The following is a 15,041-nucleotide window of genomic DNA, read 5'->3' on the forward strand; positions in this document are numbered from 1 at the left end:
ATAGCCCTCCGCAACCGCAGAACTACTGAGCGCCACGTCTCCGTTCGAGTGAATCCGCCCTCCCCACCTGCCCCCCGAAGGGGCGTACGCCGTTGCACCGGGCGGCGCACGAGGGTGCGGCCGAACGAGTACCGCTCCCGTCCCAGCAAGGAAAAAGCCGGTGCGCCCACCCCCGGAGGGATGGGCGCACCGGCTTCGGAAGGACTGATCCGTCGTGCGAGATCAGGCGTTGACGCAGGTGTTGCCAAAGGCCGGGTTCAGCGCGCCGATGACGCTGACGGTGTTGCCGCAGAGGTTGACCGGGACGTGCACCGGAACCTGGACGACGTTGCCGGAGCCGACACCGGGGGACTTCACGGCAGCGCCCTCGGCGAGGGAGTCGGCGGCAGCGGCACCGGCGGCACCGGCGACCGCGGCGGCGGCACCCACGGTCAGGACGACGGCCTTGGCGATACGGGACATGGAGAAGCTCTCCTCGATCGAATTCCAACTCGGACTGCGCGGACTGTTCGGCCCGGCTCCCTCAACAACGCCCCGGAGTTTCATCGGTTGCTCTCCCGAACGGGTGACGTTCAACCGATCTTTGGGCCATAGGAGGGCCATTCGAGCGAATGGGCGTGGAATGGCGCAACACGCTCAACGAGGAACCTGCCGTGCAGATACGGGAGTTAGCGTTTCCAGGCATCTAATGCTTACTATCGCCCCGCATCGGGGTTATAACGTTCCCGAACGTTGCTTCCGGGGCGTCCACGCGTTCACCCATTTCGTGCGGACGACACCTTCCCCTCTCCCGGTCTTCTCGGGTCTTCCCTTCCTCCCCTCGTCAAAGCGGAGAACCTGTATGCGGAATTCAGCGTTTCCTGCTGTGCGTCGCGGTGTGTTGTGCGCCCTGTCGTGTGCGGCGCTGTCCGTCGCGCTGCCGGCCGCCTCCGCCGCCGCGCCGCCCCAGCCCCGCGAGGCCGCCCGCGTCCCCTTCGCCCCGCGCCACCAGGCCGAGCAGCACGGGGGGATCGTGCGGGCGGCGAACACCTCGGCGAAGGGCGCGAAGGGCACCGAGTCGGTGAATGACTCCGCCTCGATCGCCTACGTCGACGTGGACAGCGACCCCAACACGTACAACTCCAGCCGTGCCGAGCTGCCCGTTCCCGCGGGCGCGCGGGTGACATGGGCCCGCCTGTACTGGGGCGGGAACCTGCGGGTCGGCGAGCAGAAGCCGCCCAAGGACAACGGCCGCGTCCTGATCGCCGAGCCCGGCGGGCAGTACAAGGCGCTGCTCGCGGACAGCGTCATCGGCCACCGTACGGCCGACGGCGCCGACGCCTTCCAGGCCTCCGCCGACGTCACCGAGCTGGTCCGTTCGGCGGGCGCGGGGCAGTGGACCGTGGCCCAGGTCAATGTGGCCATGGGGGCCTCGAAGGTCGGCGGCTGGGGCGGCTGGACGCTCGTCGCCGCGTACGAGAAGGCTTCGGAGCCCTTGCGCCGAATGAGTGTCTGGGACGGTTTCGAAACGGTCGGCCCCGGGAACGGTGAACTCCGCGTCGCCCTCGACGGAAAGCGTTATCCGAAGGGGACGGGCGGACAGCTCGGCGTGGTCGCCTATGACGGCGACCGGGGAACTTACGGTGATTTCCTCGCGGTCGAGACGGGCAAGTCGACGAGCACTCGACTCGCCGATTCCGCAAATTCCGCGGACGACGTCATGAACTCCAGCATCACGGAATTCGGTGCGGGTCAGACGGTGCGTTTTCCTGATGGTACGAACACTCTTGGATACGACTCCGACGTGTTCGACCTGCGGGAGGCACTGAGCGAGGGGGCCGATCGTGTCCACATCCGAATCGGCAGCCCGAAGGACACCGTCTGGCTCGGCGCGCTCTTCCTCCAGGCCGACGTCCGGCGCTGACGTGCGGCTTCCACAGTCCTTCACCGTCCTGCACGCGGTCCAGCCCGGTGACGGCGGGGTCGCCCGTGTCGTCGTCGACCTGGTCCGCGCGCAGCGCGCCGCCGGTCTCCGGGTCGCGGTCGCCTGCCCGCCCCACACGTCGCTCTCCGCCGCCGTCCGCGCAGAGGGAGCGGAGACGTACGACTGGCGGGCCGGCCGGGACCCCGGTCCCCGGTTGGTGCGCGAGACGCGGGAGTTGGCGGCGCTGATCCGCGCCGTCGGTCCCGGACTCGTGCACGCGCACAGCGCGAAGGCCGGTCTGTGCGCCCGACTCTCCGTGCGGGGACGGATTCCGACGGTGTATCAGCCGCATGCCTGGTCCTTCGAGGCGGTCACCGGGACGACCGCCTCGCTGGCCCGCCGCTGGGAGCGGTTCGGCGCCCGATGGGCGGACCGGATCCTCTGCGTGAGCGAGGCCGAGCGCCGTACGGGCGAGGAGGCCGGGGTCGCGGGACGCTGGTCCGTCGTCCGCAACGGCGTGGACGTGGACCGGTTCGCGACCGACGGGCCGCCGGGCAATCCCGTACCCACCGTCGTCTGCGTCGGCCGGCTCTGCCGTCAGAAGGGCCAGGACGTGCTGCTCGCCGCCTGGCCGGCCGTCCTCGCCGAGGTGCCGACGGCCCGGCTCGTCCTGGTCGGCGACGGCCCGGACGGCGAGCGCCTGCGGGCGGCCGCCGGGCCCTCGGTGCGTTTCACCGGCGCCGTCGAGGACACCGCCCCCTGGTACCGGGCCGCGGACGTGGTCGTCCTGCCGTCCCGCTGGGAGGGCATGGCGCTCGCGCCGCTCGAAGCCATGGCGGCCGGCCGGCCGGTCGTCGTCACCGACGTGGACGGGGCACGCGAGAGCCTGCCGCCCGCCCACGAGCCCCTGTGCCTGGTCCCCTCCGAGGACCCGGCCGCGCTCGCCGCCGCTCTCGGCCGCCTCCTCGGCAGGCCGGAGCTGCGGCACCGTCTGGGCCGCGAGGCCCACGACCACGTACTCAGCAGTTTCGATGTCCGGCGCACCGGCGCGGCGGTCGCGGACGTCTACCGCGAGCTTGCCGGCGTGCGGGGGGCCGAGCACAGAGAGCCGATTGCGCAGTGACCACGGAAAGTACCAGCGTTCCCTCCTCGCCGGGCCCCTGGCCCACGGCGGGCCAGACCTTCGGGCTCGCCTCCCTCGCGCCGCGCCGCGGCACGTCCGGCCGGCTGGCGGTGCGGCGCCGTCCCGAGCGGCGGCGCTCCGGCGTCCTGCCGTTCGTCGCGGCCGACTGCCTCGCCGTGCTCGCGGCGGCCTCCTTCCTGAGCGCGGCGCACCACGACGCCCGGCTGCTGCTGCCGGTCGCCGCGCTCGTCCTCGTACTCGACGGGCACGGGGGCCTCTACCGGCCGGCCGCGCACGTCAGGGCGCTCGACGAGCTGCCCGCGCTCGCCTCGCGGGCCGGGTTCGCCTGGTGCCTCGCGGCGGCCGGTGTCGCCGCGTTCACGCCCGCGCTCGCGATCGGGCCGCTGCGGCTGTGCGCCGCGTACGGATCGCATCTCGCCGTGGCCTGCCTGGTCCGTTCGGTGGTCCTGGCGCGCAGGCGGCGGGTGGCGCGGGAGCGTCCGCGCTCGGCGCTCGTCGTCGGCGGGGCGGGGGCCGCGCGCCGGTTCGCCTCGGCGGCCGTCCAGCACCCGGAGTACGGGATGCGGCCGGTCGGCATCGTCGGCGTGCCCGAGCAGGGCGGCGCCCCGCGGCAGGGCGGGGAGGCCGGGATGCCGGTGCTTCCCGTGCTGTCCACGACGGAGGAGATCCACCGGGCCGTCATCCAGAACAGCGTGCGCGACGCGGTGTTCCTCGACGACGACCCGGCCCTGGTCACCCTCTTCCAGCAGTACGGCTGCGCCACCTGGCGGGTCGGCGGCGAGCGGCGGAACGGGCCGATGGGCGAGCACCTGTGGGGCCACGCCTGGCACCGGATCGTGCCGCTGGGCGAGCGGCGCGGGCTGACCGCGAAGCGGGCGCTGGACATCGCGCTCGCCGCTCCGGCGCTCGCGTGCGCGCTGCCGGTGCTGCTGCTGTGCGCGCTCGCGGTGCGGCTCTCGGACGGTCCCGGTGTCCTGTTCCGGCAGGAGCGGGTGGGCCAGCACGGCCGGCACTTCACGCTCCTGAAGTTCCGTACGCTGCGGCCGTCCGACGACAACGAGTCGGCGACGCGCTGGAACGTGGCGGGCGACCGGCGGATGAGCGCGGCCGGGAACTTCCTGCGGAAGTCGTCCCTGGACGAGCTGCCGCAGCTGTGGAACGTGCTGCGCGGGGACATGAGCCTGGTCGGGCCCCGGCCCGAACGGCCTTACTTCGTCGCCCAGTTCAGCAAGATCCACACGGGGTACGCGGCCCGCCACCGGATGCCGGTCGGGCTGACCGGCCTGGCGCAGGTGCACGGACTGCGCGGCGACACCTCGATCGAGGACCGCTGCCGCTTCGACAACCACTACATCGACCACTGGTCGCTCTGGCAGGACGTCTGCATCCTGCTGCGGACGGCGGCCGGGCTCGTGCGACCCCAGGGGAGCTGACGGATGGCCACGGCCGTGACGACGGCGGTACAGGACCGGAAGACCGCTCCCGACGTGCGGGAGGGCCTGCTCCCCCCCGACGCGCGGGACCTGGTCCGCCGGGCCGGGGCGCTCTCGCCCGTCCTCGCGGTGATCGCGCTGCTGCTCGTCCCGGGCGGCGGCGGTACGCAGGGCGGCACCGGCGGCACGGGCACGATCGCGGACGCGGCCTCCGGGCTGCTCGTCCTGATCTGTCTGGTGCGGGTGGTGCGCGGCGGTGCCCGGCCACTGACCCGGACGGCGGCCTTCGTCCTCGGCCTGCCCGTCCTCGGGATCTGCCTGGCCGCGATCACCTCGAACGACCCGGGGGCGAGCCTGCCGGGCGTCGCCCGCTACGTGCAGATCTTCGTCCTCGTCCCGGCGGCCGTGCTCCTGATGATCCGCGACCGGCGGGACTTCGCCGTCGTCGCCTGGGGTCTCGTCGCGCTCGCGCTGCTCCAGGGCGCGGTCGGCGTGGTCCAGTACCTGACGAAGACGGGCGCCTCGTACATGGGCGAGGACATCCGGGCCGTCGGCACCTTCGGGCCGACGGACGTGATGGGCATGGCCACCGTCGTCGCGTACGGGCTGGTGATCGTCGTCGGGATCGCGCTCGGCAGCGCGCCGGGCCGGACCCGGACGGCGGCGCTGGTCTGCGCGGGGCTCCTCTTCGTGCCGCTCGTGCTGTCGTTCAGCCGGGGCGCGTGGATCGCGACCGTCCTCGCCTGCGGGATCCAGCTGCTGATCTCGGGGCCTCGCCGGGCGGCGCGGGTGGCGCTCGCCGCCGGCGCGCTCGGGGTCGTCCTCGTCGGCGGTCTCGGGATCGGCTCGGAGATGGTGAAGGAGCGGGTCACCAGCATCACGCAGGTGGCGGCGGCCCCGGACCAGTCGGTGACCGACCGGTACACGATGTGGGCGGCGGCCGGGCGGATGTGGAGCACGGAGCCGGTGACGGGCGTCGGCCTGAAGGGCTTCCCCGCGTACCGCGACTCGAACGCCTCGCTCGCGCTCTCCTCGGGCAGCGACACCGCGGGCGCGGGCGCCGCGTTCGCCCGCCAGCCGCTGCTGTCCCCGCACAACATGTACCTGCTGGTCCTCAGCGAGCAGGGCCTGTTCGGGCTTCTCGCCCTCGCGGGCAGCTGGGTGGCGCTGCTCGTCGGCGCGCTGCGCAGGCGGCGGTACGGCGCGGAGTGCGCGCTCGTCGCCACGGGCCTGCTCGCCTGGCAGCTCATCGACTTCTTCTACGCGGACATCGGCGGCCCTTCGACGGTCCTGATGTCCGTCGTCTTCGGGCTCGCGGCCTGGTGGTCGCTGGCGGAGGTGCGGCGTGCGTGACCCGTGGGCCGGGGGGCCGGAGCCCGCGGACACGTGGGCCCCGGGCACCACGCGGGCCCAGGAGGCCATGCGGGCCCAGGAGTCCCTGCTGGCCCCGGACGTCACGCGAGTCCCGGACGTCACCCGAGCCCCGGACGTCACGCGAGTCCCGGACGCCACACGCGCCCCGGATGTCATGTGGACCCCGGAGGCCCCCTGGAGCCCCGACACCACCTGGGCCCCCGAGCCGCACGCCCCCCGCCCGCCGTCCCGGCCGCCGTGCGGCGCCCCGCTGACGGACCCCTGGCCGACCGCGCCTCCGGCGCCCACGGACTCCCCGTGGGCCCCGGGGGCCGCCGCGCTGCCGGGACCCGCCCGCACGACCCGGCGCCGGGCGCACGCGAAGGCGCGGGTACGGGCGCGGATGCGGCCCCGGGCGCGCGGGGAGGCCGCCGCGGACGCGGCGCGGGGCCCCGCCCAAACCGCCGCCGGGCCGGCCCGCGCCCAGGGCCGTACGCCGGGTCACGCCCAGGGCCGTACGACCGACCGAGCCCAGGGCCGTACCCCCGACCGCGCGGAGAACCGCGTCCAGGCCCGCGGCTTCCTCGCGAAGGCCGCCGCCGTCACCGCCGTGCTCACCGCCCTCGGGGCCCTGCTCGGACTCGTCCGGGACCAGATCCTGGCCGGGTACTTCGGCGCGGGTGCCGAGACGGACGCGTTCCTGGTGGCGTGGACGGTGCCGGAGTTCGCGTCGACCCTGCTCATCGAGGACGCGCTCGCGCTCATCCTCGTACCGGCGTTCTCGCGCGCCCTGGCCCGCCGTTCGGGCGCGCTGTTCGGGGATCCGGTGCGGGCACTCGTGCGCGGCACGCTCCCCCGTCTCACGCTCACCGTCGCCGTCCTCGCCACCCTCCTCGTGCTCGGCGCGCCGCTGCTCGTCGACGTCCTCGCCCCCGGCCTGCCGGACCCGGCGCTCGCCGTCGACTGCACGCGGCTCACCGCGACCTGCGTGCTGTCGTTCGCGCTCGTCGGCTACTGCTCGGCGGCGCTCCGCGCGCACGGCTGCTTCCTGCCGCCGGCCGCGATCTACGTGGCGTACAACGTCGGCATCATCGGCACCGTCCTCGTGCTCCGCGAGCCGTGGGGGGTGCGCTCGGCGGCGGCCGGGGTCGCGGTCGGCGGGGTCCTGATGGTCCTCGTCCAGGCCCCCTCGCTGCTCCGCGAGCTGGGCGCGCGGCCGGTCCCGAAGGCCGAGCCGACCGCCCTCGCGCCGGGCGACGGAGCGGGCGGGGCCGAGGGCCGCATCCTCGTCCTCGGGCTCATCGCGCCCGTCGTGGCCTTCTCGCTCTGCCGCCAGTCGCAGACCCTCATCGAGCGTTTCCTCGCCTCGCCGCTGCCCGCGGGGGCGATCTCGCATCTGAACTACGCGCAGAAGGTCGCGCAGATGCCGATGATCCTCTCCCTGATGCTGTGCACGGTCAGCTTCCCCGTCGTCGCCCGGCTCCTCGCGTCGGGCGAGACAGAGGCGGCCCGCCGCCGGGTCGAGCGGGACCTGCTGCTCGCCGCCGTGGTCGTCCTCGTCGGCGCGTCGACGGTGATCGCCGCCGCCCCCAAGATCGTCGAACTGCTCTTCCAGCGCGGCGAGTTCGACCGTTCGGACACGGTCGCCACCGCCGCCGTCATGCGGGTGTACGCGCTCGGGCTCCTCGGCCAGACCATGGTCGGCGCCCTCGTCCGCTGCTACTTCTCCGCCGCCCGCCCCCTCTGGTACCCGGCCGCCGCCATGGGCGCCGGCCTCGCCACGACCACCCTCGCCGGCATCCCCGGCGCCCAGCACTGGGGCGCCGTCGGCATCGCCGCCGCCAACGCTCTCGGCATCACCTGCACCGCCGTCCTGCTGCTGCGCGGCGCGCACCGGCAGACCGTGCCCGTCCGGGTCGACCGGCTCGGCGAGGGCCTCCTGCGGCTCGCCACCGCCGGGGCCTGGGCCACCGGCGCCGGGTGGCTCTGCTCGGTCGCGATCGACTCCGCCGTCCTCGCCGTCGCCGTCGCCGGCCTCGTCGTCATCGGCGTCTTCCTGCTCTTCATCGCCTGCGCGGCCAACGCGCCGGAGATTCCGCCCCTGCCCCGCACCGCCTCCCGAAGGACCGACCATGCCCGCCCCCACCGCGCTGCGCCGTCTGCTGCCGAAGCCGCCCCTGTGGGTGAAGCCTCCCCTGTGGGTGGCGATGTACCACTCGATCACGCCGATCGCGGACCCCGCTGACGATCCGTACCGCGTGACCGTCTCCCCGGTCCGCTTCGCCCGGCAGCTGCACTGGCTCGGCGACCGGGGGCTGCGCGGGGTCTCCGTGCGGGAGCTGCTCGCCGCCACCGCCGCCGGGCGCGCCAAGGGGCTCGTCGGCCTCACCTTCGACGACGGGTACGCCGACTTCCTCGACTCGGCGCTGCCGCTGCTCCGCCGCCACGGCTTCACCGCCACCGTGTACGTCCTGCCGGGACGGCTCGGCGGCGAGAACGCCTGGGACGCGGAGGGGCCGCGCAAGCGGCTCCTCGACGAGGACGGCATCCTGCGGATCGCCGAGGCCGGGATGGAGATCGGCTCCCACGGCCTCACCCACGTGAGGCTCACCGAGGCCGACGACGCCGAGCTCGCGGCCGAGACCCGGCGCAGCCGCGAGCTCCTCCAGGAGCTGACCGGCGACCCCGTGGACGGCTTCTGCTACCCGTACGGGGACGTCGACGGGCGCGTCGTCCACGCCGTGCGCAAGGCCGGCTACCAGTACGCGAGCGCGATCAACCCCGGCCCGCTGACCGGCGCGTACGCCCTGCCCCGGGTCCACATCGGCGAGGACGACACCTCCTGGCGGCTCACCGCCAAGCGCGTCCTGCACCCGCTGCGCCGCCGCCACCCCGTGGACCTCTTCCCGCCGCAGGACGCACCCGTCGTGGTCGGTGCGCCGTGAAGGTCCTGCACGTCATCACCGGTCTCGGCATCGGCGGCGCCGAGCAGCAGCTGCGGCTGCTGCTCCGGCACCTGCCCGGCCGCCACGAGGTCGTGACCCTCACCAACCCCGGCGCGGTCGCCGCCGGCATCCAGGCCGACGGCAGCCCCGTCACCCACCTCGGGATGACCGGCAACCGCGACCTCGGCGCGCTCCCCCGCCTGACCCGGCTCGTCCGGCAGGGCGGGTACGACCTCGTCCACACCCACCTCTACCGGGCCTGCGTCTACGGCAGGCTCGCGGCCCGGCTCGCCGGGGTCCGCCGGGTCATCGCCACCGAGCACTCGCTCGGCGAGGCCCAGATCGAGGGCCGCCCGCTGTCGGCCGGCACCCGCGCCCTCTACCTGGCGTCCGAGCGGCTCGGCACGTCGACCGTCGCCGTGTCGCCCAGCGTGGCCCGGCGGCTCGCGGACTGGGGGGTGCCCCCGGCCCGTATCAGGGTCGTACCGAACGGCATCGAGACCGACCGCTTCGCCTTCGACGCCCGCGCCCGCCGCCTCACCCGGGGCGTGCTCGGCATCCCCGAGGACGCGTACGTCGTCGGGGGCGTCGGGCGGCTCACGCCCGGCAAGCGGTTCGACCGGCTCGTCCGGGCCGTCGCCTCCGTCCCGGAGGCGCGGCTGCTCCTCGTCGGCGAGGGCGACCAGCGCGCCGCGCTGCTGCGGGTCGCCGAGGAGTGCGGGGCCGCCGACCGGGTGCTGCTCGCCGGGGCCTGCGAGGACCCGCCGACGGTCGCCTCGCTCGGCCCCTCGCTGCCCGAACTCCTCGCCGCCATGGACGTCTTCGTCTCCACCTCCCCCGACGAGACCTTCGGACTCGCCGTCGTCGAGGCGCTCGCCGCGGGACTCCCCGTGCTGTACGTGGCCTGCCCCGCGATCGACGACCTGACGCCGGACGCGGCCCCGGGCGCGCGCCGGATCGGCGAGTCCGTGCCCGAGCTGATCTCCGCGCTGCGCGGCATCAGGGACGCCCGGCTCGTCCGGCTCCCGCAGCCCGCGGCGGCCCGCCGCTACGACATCGCGCACAGCGCGGATCAGCTGATGTCCCTCTACGACCAGGCCGTCCACGGCACCCCCTCCCCCGCGAAGTGAGAGAGCCCGCCCCATGAGCACCCGTCCCACGCAGCCCACCCCACCCCGTTCCCTCCCGCTCGCCCGCCTCCGCCGCCCCGGCCGCTGGGCGGTGATCCCCGCCGCCGTCCTCGCCGGGGCGGTCCTCGGCGGCGGGTACGGGGCGCTCAAGGCCCCGCAGTACGCGGCGATCAGCTACGTCATCGTCGTCCCGGCCGAAAAGTCCGACCCGGCGGCCGCGCTCGGCTTCGCCCAGGCGTACGGGCGGGTCGCCACCGACATCGCGGTGACCGGCGACGCCCAGGTGTGGGCGGGGGTCACCGCCGACACGCTCCGCAGGAGCGTGCAGGCCGCGACCTCGCCCGACGCGCCGATGATCTCCATCACCGCCCGGGCGGAGGCGCCCGCGAAGGCGGTCTCGATGGCCGACGGGGTGGCCCGCGCGCTCGTCCTCAACAGCACGCACGTCGCCGGGAGCACGGGCGTCAAGGTCGTCCAGTTCTCCCGCGCCACCAAGCCGGTCGCCCCCGTGTCCCCGTCCGCCGGGCTCTCCGCGCTCGTCGGAGGCTGTGCGGGCGGGCTGCTCGGCGGACTCGTCCTCCTCGTCCGGCCGAAGCGGCCCGCCGCCGCGCGCGGCGAGGCGCGCCACTCCCGGCAGACCCCGACCGTCGGCGCGGGTGCCTCCGCGGCCGTGCCCGCCCCGGCCACCGCCACCCACCAGCCGGAACCGGAGGCGGTGTGACCCCGAGAAACCCCGGAAACCTGCGCAGCGCGCGACACCTGCGGACCGAGATCTGCCGTGACGAGGAGCGGTTCGGACGCCTGGCGGCCGAGTGGACGGAGCTGTACGGGCGCTGCTCCTCGGCGACCCCCTTCCAGTCCCACTCCTGGCTGCACTCCTGGTGGCTCTCGTACGGCCGGGACGGCGCGCTGCGGGTGGTGCTCGTACGGGACGACGGCGGCGCGCTGGTCGCCGCCGCGCCCCTGATGCGGGCGGGCGGACCGCTGCCCGTCCTCACCCAGCTCGGCGGCGCCATCACCGACTTCACCGACGTCCTCCTCGACGACGAGTGCCCCGAGGCGGCCCCCGCCCTGGCCCACGCGCTCGCCCAGGCCGCGCAGGGCGCGGTGATCGACCTGCGGGAGGTACGGCCGGGGGCGGCGACCGAACGGGTCTTCGCCCAGTGGCGCGGCCCGCGCCGCCGCCTGCCCGACTCACTCTGCCTGGAGCTGCCGGCGGTCCCCATGGAGGGGCTGCTCGAACGGATCCCCTCGGGGAAGGCCCAGCGGGTCCGCGCCAAGCTCCGCAAGATGGACGCGCTCGGGATCGACTCGCGGATCGTCACCGGCGACGAGGTCCCGGCCGCCCTGGACCGCCTCCTCCGGCTCCACCAGCTCCAGTGGCGGGGCCGGGGCGTGACCGCCGAGCACACGAGCAGCCGGTTCGCGCAGCACCTCACGCGGGCCGTACGGCCCATGGTGGAGCGCGGGGACGCGATGGTCACCGAGTTCCGGCTCGCCGGGGACGTGGTCGCCGCCGACCTGACCCTGATGTCCCCCCGGCTCGCCGGCGGGTACCTGTACGGCGCCGATCCGGCCCTCCGCGCCCGCAAGGTCGACGTGGCCACGATGCTCCTGCGCCACGGGGCCCGGGAGACCAGCGCCGGAGGGCGGGCCACCCTGAGCATGCTGCGGGGCACGGAGTCGTACAAGCAGCACTGGCGGCCCGAGACCGTCCGCAACCAGCGGCTGATGCTGGCCGCGCGCGGTACGGCCCCGCTGCTCTGGCTCCGCGCGGGCGCCGCCGACGGCCGCCGGTGGGCGGCCGCCCAGGCGCGCGAACGTCCCTGGGTGGGGCGTGCGCTCGCCCGGCTGCCCGGACGGACGCCCGGGGGCGGCGGCGGATGACCTCCGCCGCCGCCCGGGGGGTCAGAAGGGCCAGACGCCCTCCAGGGTGTTCTTCCAGTCGAGGTCCAGGTCGAGGCCGAGATCGAGACCGGCCTCGTCCTTCACGTCCTCCTTCACCGCGTCCTTCCAGGTTCCCTTCGGGACACAGACCGGACCGCCGATCCAACTCTCGACCCACGAACCGAGGTTCAGGTTCCAGCAGTCGGGCTTGGCGGGCTCGGGCTTGGGTTCCGGCTTCGGTTCCGGCTTCGGTTCCGGCTTCGGCTCGGGCTTGGGTTCCGGCTTCGGTTCCGGCTTCGGTTCCGGCTTCGGCTCGGGCTTGGGTTCCGGCTTCGGTTCCGGCTTGGGCTCGGGCTTGGGTTCCGGCTTGGGCTCGGGCTTCGGTTCCGGCTTCGGTTCCGGCTTCGGTTCCGGCTTCGGTTCCGGCTTCGGCTCGGGCTTCGGTTCCGGCTTCGGTTCCGGCTTGGGCTCGGGCTTGGGTTCCGGCTTGGGCTCGGGCTTCGGTTCCGGCTTCGGCACCGGGACCGTCGGGTCGACCGGGATTCCCGGCACCTCGGGGATCTCCGGGACCTCGGGAACTTCGGGGACCTCGGGAATCTCCGGGACTTCGGGGATCTCCGGGACCTCCGGCACCTCGGGAATCTCGGGCACCTCGGGAATCTCCGGGACTTCGGGGATCTCCGGGACTTCCGGCTCCACCCCGAACAGCATCTCCCTGAACACCCGCGACGACTTCGGATTGTCGTCGCACTGCCAGACACCGTGCGGACAGTAGTCGGTGATCGTGTGGTACAGCGGCTTGTGCTGCTTCATCCACTCCAGCATGCGCCGCATGTAGACGGGGTTGTCGCCGTTACGGAAGAGCCCCCATTCCGGATAGGAGATCTGCTTTCCGTGCTCGGCCGCGAAATCGACCTGCTTCTGGAGCCCGTAGGGCTCGCTGATGTGCTGGTCGAAACTCATTCCCGGCGGCTGGTCGTACGAGTCCATGCCGATGATGTCGACGACGTCGTCACCGGGGTAGCACTCGGTCCACGGCACGGCGTCGCGCCCGCGGCTCGGGTTGAAGTCGAAGCGGAACTTCTGGCCGGGGACGGAGCGCATCGCCGTGACGATGCGCGTCCAGTACTTCTTCCAGGCCGTGGGGTCCGGCGCGCACCGGTGGGTGTACGTCGTCCCGTTCATCTCCCAGCCGAGGACGATGACGGTGTCCGTGGCCTGGAGCGCGACGAGCCGTTCGGCGAGCTTGGTGAAGTGGTGGTCGTAGTAGCCCGCGGCGCCGAGCTGGAGCTGGCGGCGGACCTCGTAGTCGGAGACGCCGGCCTCGTTCCGCTCCAGCATGGGGACGTTGAGGACGAAGAGCCGGTCGGTCTTCTCGTTGCGCCAGTTCGCCCAGGCGTCGAGGAAGCCGGGCGGGCCCTCGATGTTCGACCAGAGGTCGCCGGGCAGGTAGGTGTGGCCGACACGGAGCTCCCGGCCGCCGAGCCAGCGCTGGAGCTGCTCGATGCGGGCGACCCCGAGCGCGCCCGAGTCGAGGAAGGCTCCCATGGCGCTGGAGAGAGTCGGTGCGGGGTCCCGCGTCGTTACGGAGTCGGTGGCGTGGGCCGGGGAGGACAGGACGACTGACCCCGAGGCGAGGAGAGCGGCGGTGAACACCCCCAGCCAGGTTCTCGGTGTTCTCCGGTACGCAGCTGCCATGGCCACTCCTTAGCGACTTTACGCCTTTTGATGATCTGTCAATCCGATGCTCCGAAAGTATTCCTAATGAGCCGACCGTGAACTCGGCTTCGGTCTGATCAGTAGTCCATTAGAGGATTTCATCGCCCAGTTGGGGCACCCGAGATGAAGGACATACCGTGCCGCGCCGCCAGAGTTTCGACACCAGCGTCCCCACCGTGCTCGTGCGGCTCGACAGGAATCCCTTCCATCACGGCACGCTCGGGGCCGCGCGTTCGCTCGGGCGTGCCGGAATTCCGGTGCACGCCGTGGTCGAATCGAGCACCAGTCCGGTCGCACGTTCGCGCTATCTCCACGCGGTGCACACCCGCCCGCCGACGAACCGCTCGACCGACCTCGCGGATCTGCTCACGCGGATCGCCGAGGAGATGACAGCGCCTGACATTTCGTCACCTTCCGTACTGGTCATGCCGCTGGACGACGTGAGCGCGCTCGCGCTCGCCCGGCGACGCGCCGAGCTCGCGCCCCGTTTCCTGCTGCCCGAGCAGACCGAGGAGCAGTTGCTGCGGGTCGCGGACAAGGCCGCGCTCGCCACGACCTGCGCGTCCCTGGGCCTCCCCCATCCCCGTACCGAACTGCCCGGCGACGCCGACGAGGCCGCCTCGATGGCCTGGTCGCTCGGACTGCCGGTGATCGCGAAGTGGAGCAGGCCGTGGCTGCTGCCGGCCGGGCGGGGGCTGCGGTCCACGACGATCGTGCGCTCGCTCGCGGAGGCGCGGGAGCTGTACGACCGGACGCCGGAGGCCGGCAGCCGGCTGCTCCTCCAGGAACTCCTGCCCGCGGGGCGGGACCTCGACTGGTTCTTCCACGGGTACGTGGACTCCGCGGGCCGCTGCGTGACGGGGGCGACCGGGCGCAAGGAGCGGTCCTGGCCCGACGGGGCGGGGCTGACCGCGGTGGGGCGCTGGACGGCGAACCCCGCGGTGGACCGGGCGGCGCGCGAGCTGCTCGACGCGCTCGGCTACCGGGGCGTGTGCGACCTGGACTTCCGGCTCGACCGGTCGACGGGCGCGTACCACCTGCTCGACTTCAACCCCCGGCCCGGCGCGCAGTTCCGGCTCTTCACCGACGCCGAGGGCCTGGACGTGGTGCGGGCGGCGCACCTGGACCTGACCGGTCGCGCCGTGCCGCCGCACTCCCCCGCGTACGGCCGCCGGTTCGTCGTCGAGAACTACGCGGCGCTCTCGCTCCTCGCCTCCCCGCGCCGCCGGTACGCGGCCGCGTCCGACGCGCCCGGGCGGCGGCGCACCGAGCGGGCCTGGTTCGCGGCCGACGACCCGGCGCCGGCGCTCGCGATGGGCCGCGCCTGGCTCGCGCACCTCCTGCGGAAGGCCACCGGCGCGCTCGCCCGGCGGCTCGGACCCGGCCGTGCGCGGCACCCCGCGACGCTGCCGGCCCCGGCCCGCGGCTCCTCCGACCAGCTCCCCCACCGATGACAGCACCGGTGACAGCACCGATGACAGCGCAGTACACGAAGAAGGCGGAAGGCACGATGGCGAAGTCGAAGTC

Annotated in this window: 11 protein-coding genes and 1 pseudogene; 10 read left to right on the plus strand and 2 right to left on the minus strand. The window is 73.9% G+C overall.

Annotated elements, in window-relative coordinates; genetic code table 11:
* Window positions 1-222: 222 nt before the first annotated feature.
* Window positions 223-462, minus strand: a complete 240-nt coding sequence (locus tag ACFC0Z_RS26290; protein ID WP_376442607.1) for a chaplin — start codon at window positions 460-462, stop codon at window positions 223-225.
* Between the two features lie 379 nt (window positions 463-841).
* On the opposite strand from ACFC0Z_RS26290, the gene ACFC0Z_RS26295 reads away from it, so the two are divergent.
* From ACFC0Z_RS26295 to ACFC0Z_RS26335, 9 genes are all read left to right on the plus strand, one after another.
* Window positions 842-1,903: a DUF3344 domain-containing protein gene (locus ACFC0Z_RS26295; RefSeq protein WP_376442610.1), complete on the plus strand. Its 1,062-nt coding sequence runs from the start codon at window positions 842-844 to the stop codon at window positions 1,901-1,903.
* A 1-nt stretch (window position 1,904) separates the two neighbouring features.
* Window positions 1,905-3,026 carry a glycosyltransferase gene (locus ACFC0Z_RS26300; RefSeq protein ID WP_376442613.1) on the plus strand — a complete coding sequence of 374 codons (1,122 nt, stop codon included), beginning with the start codon at window positions 1,905-1,907 and terminating at the stop codon, window positions 3,024-3,026.
* Window positions 3,023-4,480: an exopolysaccharide biosynthesis polyprenyl glycosylphosphotransferase gene (locus tag ACFC0Z_RS26305; protein WP_376442616.1), complete on the plus strand. Its 1,458-nt coding sequence runs from the start codon at window positions 3,023-3,025 to the stop codon at window positions 4,478-4,480. The genes ACFC0Z_RS26300 and ACFC0Z_RS26305 overlap by 4 nt, the downstream gene beginning before the upstream one ends.
* Window positions 4,481-4,483: 3 nt before the next feature.
* Complete coding sequence (locus ACFC0Z_RS26310; protein WP_376442618.1) at window positions 4,484-5,833, plus strand: O-antigen ligase family protein; 1,350 nt, start codon at window positions 4,484-4,486, stop codon at window positions 5,831-5,833.
* Window positions 5,834-6,236: 403 nt separating this feature from the next.
* The gene (locus tag ACFC0Z_RS26315) at window positions 6,237-8,078 is read left to right on the plus strand and encodes a lipid II flippase MurJ (protein WP_376443123.1); all 1,842 of its coding nucleotides are present in this window, start codon (window positions 6,237-6,239) and stop codon (window positions 8,076-8,078) included.
* Window positions 7,966-8,778 (plus strand): polysaccharide deacetylase family protein, encoded by an 813-nt coding sequence (locus tag ACFC0Z_RS26320; protein WP_376442620.1) that lies wholly within the window; start codon window positions 7,966-7,968, stop codon window positions 8,776-8,778. Before ACFC0Z_RS26315 ends, ACFC0Z_RS26320 begins: the two co-directional genes overlap by 113 nt.
* On the plus strand, window positions 8,775-9,908 hold the full coding sequence (locus tag ACFC0Z_RS26325; protein WP_376442623.1) for a glycosyltransferase: 1,134 nt from the start codon (window positions 8,775-8,777) through the stop codon (window positions 9,906-9,908). Before ACFC0Z_RS26320 ends, ACFC0Z_RS26325 begins: the two co-directional genes overlap by 4 nt.
* Before the next feature lie 13 nt (window positions 9,909-9,921).
* A complete protein-coding gene (locus ACFC0Z_RS26330; RefSeq protein ID WP_376442625.1) occupies window positions 9,922-10,629 on the plus strand; it encodes a lipopolysaccharide biosynthesis protein in 708 nt (235 codons plus the stop codon).
* Window positions 10,626-11,795 (plus strand): GNAT family N-acetyltransferase, encoded by a 1,170-nt coding sequence (locus tag ACFC0Z_RS26335; protein ID WP_376442628.1) that lies wholly within the window; start codon window positions 10,626-10,628, stop codon window positions 11,793-11,795. Before ACFC0Z_RS26330 ends, ACFC0Z_RS26335 begins: the two co-directional genes overlap by 4 nt.
* A gap of 677 nt (window positions 11,796-12,472) precedes the next feature.
* On the opposite strand, the pseudogene ACFC0Z_RS26340 reads toward ACFC0Z_RS26335, so the two are convergent.
* Window positions 12,473-13,493, minus strand: a pseudogene (locus tag ACFC0Z_RS26340) (glycoside hydrolase family 26 protein); the annotation flags it as partial.
* 158 nt (window positions 13,494-13,651) lie between these two features.
* Between ACFC0Z_RS26340 and ACFC0Z_RS26345 the strand changes: the two are divergent.
* Window positions 13,652-14,968 carry an ATP-grasp domain-containing protein gene (locus tag ACFC0Z_RS26345; protein ID WP_376442630.1) on the plus strand — a complete coding sequence of 439 codons (1,317 nt, stop codon included), beginning with the start codon at window positions 13,652-13,654 and terminating at the stop codon, window positions 14,966-14,968.
* The last annotated feature ends 73 nt before the right edge of the window (window positions 14,969-15,041 follow it).

The sequence above is a fragment of the Streptomyces sp. NPDC056144 genome, assembly GCF_042264145.1.
In the GTDB taxonomy this organism is placed as follows: domain Bacteria; phylum Actinomycetota; class Actinomycetes; order Streptomycetales; family Streptomycetaceae; genus Streptomyces.